The following is a 1,424-nucleotide window of genomic DNA, read 5'->3' on the forward strand; positions in this document are numbered from 1 at the left end:
CCAAATCTCCCCCCCCACCCGTTTAACCCCCCGGGGGCGTGGGGGGGGTGGGGGGGCCCCGGGGGTTTACACCCGCAAAACCCCCCCCCCCACCCCGGCCACGGCGGTCCCGAGGAACGCGCCCCCGAGCCCGGCGACCACGCTGATCACGGCGTTGGCCACGGCATAGAGCTTCGCGCCGGTCTCGGCCAGCCGGAGCGTCTCGTAGGAGAAGGTCGAGTAGGTACTCAGCGTCGCGCAAAACCCGGTGCCCAGGAACAGCTGGACCCACTGCGGAACGGCGGCGGAACTGGTCGCGCCGGCAAGCCCGCCCAGTACGAAACACGCGATCATGTTGACCGCGAAAGTGCCCCACGGAAAAGCCCCGCCGTGGCGTGTCTGCACCGCCCGGTCGGTGAGATACCGCAGCGGCGCGCCGATCACGGCCCCGGCGATGACCAGCAGCCAGTTCACGCGGGATCCTTCCGGCCCAGCGCGGCACGGGTCAGCACGGCGGCCGCCCAGACGGCGGCGAGCGCGGTCAGCAGGGTCGCCATGAGATAGACGAGCGCGGTGAGGGCATGGCCGTTGCCGATCAGGCGTTGCGCGTCGACGGCATAGGTGGAGAACGTGGTGTAGCCGCCGATGATCCCGGTCCCGACGAACGGCCGGACCAGCGGATGGACGGTGGCACGCTCGATGATCAGCACCAGCACGAAGCCCAGCAAAGCGCTGCCGGTGATGTTGATGGCGAACGTCGTCCAGGGGAACGCGGTGGCTTCGGTCGGCCAGAGCAGGGTCGCGCCATAGCGCGTGCACGCGCCGATCGCGCCACCCGCCGCGATCACCGCGAGCGTCGAGGCGGGCACCTTGGTCATCGCTGTCCAGTGTAGACAGCACGGCGGTGCTGATAGGGTCCCGCCCATGTCGAACACAAGTTCGAGCGTGGAGCGCGCTTGGCCGAGGACGCTGGCCGACGACGAACTGCGCCTGCAATGGGAGTTCCTGCGCTTCTTGCGCGCGACGGCGGTGAACAAGGTGGCCGGTCTTTCGCGGTCCCAGGCGATCGCGACGCCCCTGGCCACTTCACCCGGCATGACCGCACTCGGCGTTGTCAAGCACTTGACCGCGGCCGAGCGCTGGTGGTTCTCGATCGAGGGCGGCGGGAGCGACCTGCCGTCGTTGTGGGACGGCAGCCCGGACCCGAGCTGGAACATCACCGACGAGGACACCCCGGCTTCGGTGGTCGCCGCTTACCAAGCCGAATGGGCTCAGTCGGAAGGCGCGCTCGTCGGCATGGCGGCTTCGGAGCGCTCGCGGCGCAAGGGCGAGTTCACCGTGCGCTGGCTGCTGGCGCACCTGGTCCAGGAAACGGCCAGGCACCTCGGCCACCTCGACTTCCTGCGCGAGATGGCCGACGGCGAAGTCGGCGAATAGGGGTCGTG

3 protein-coding genes are annotated in these 1,424 nt (G+C 69.7%); 1 reads left to right on the forward strand and 2 read right to left on the reverse strand.

Features of this window, described 5'->3' with window-relative positions:
- Positions 1-66 precede the first annotated feature (66 nt).
- Together crcB and ACFV15_RS18630 are read right to left on the reverse strand one after the other, a co-directional pair.
- Complete coding sequence (crcB, locus tag ACFV15_RS18625) at positions 67-453, reverse strand: fluoride efflux transporter CrcB (RefSeq protein ID WP_378351707.1); 387 nt, start codon at positions 451-453, stop codon at positions 67-69.
- A complete protein-coding gene (locus ACFV15_RS18630; RefSeq protein WP_378351708.1) occupies positions 450-857 on the reverse strand; it encodes a fluoride efflux transporter FluC in 408 nt (135 codons plus the stop codon). Before ACFV15_RS18630 ends, crcB begins: the two co-directional genes overlap by 4 nt.
- A 46-nt stretch (positions 858-903) precedes the next feature.
- On the opposite strand from ACFV15_RS18630, the gene ACFV15_RS18635 reads away from it, so the two are divergent.
- Positions 904-1,416 (forward strand): DinB family protein, encoded by a 513-nt coding sequence (locus tag ACFV15_RS18635; protein ID WP_378351709.1) that lies wholly within the window; start codon positions 904-906, stop codon positions 1,414-1,416.
- The last annotated feature ends 8 nt before the right edge of the window (positions 1,417-1,424 follow it).

The sequence above is a fragment of the Amycolatopsis sp. NPDC059657 genome (assembly GCF_042734395.1).
Lineage (GTDB): Bacteria > Actinomycetota > Actinomycetes > Mycobacteriales > Pseudonocardiaceae > Amycolatopsis.

What these genes read in the sequence shown, in the direction of transcription:
- ACFV15_RS18630 (WP_378351708.1), bottom strand. Translation starts at nt 857, where the DNA reads ATGACCAAGGTGCCCGCCTCGACGCTCGCGGTGATCGCGGCGGGTGGC.
- ACFV15_RS18635 (WP_378351709.1), top strand. Translation starts at nt 904, where the DNA reads ATGTCGAACACAAGTTCGAGCGTGGAGCGCGCTTGGCCGAGGACGCTG.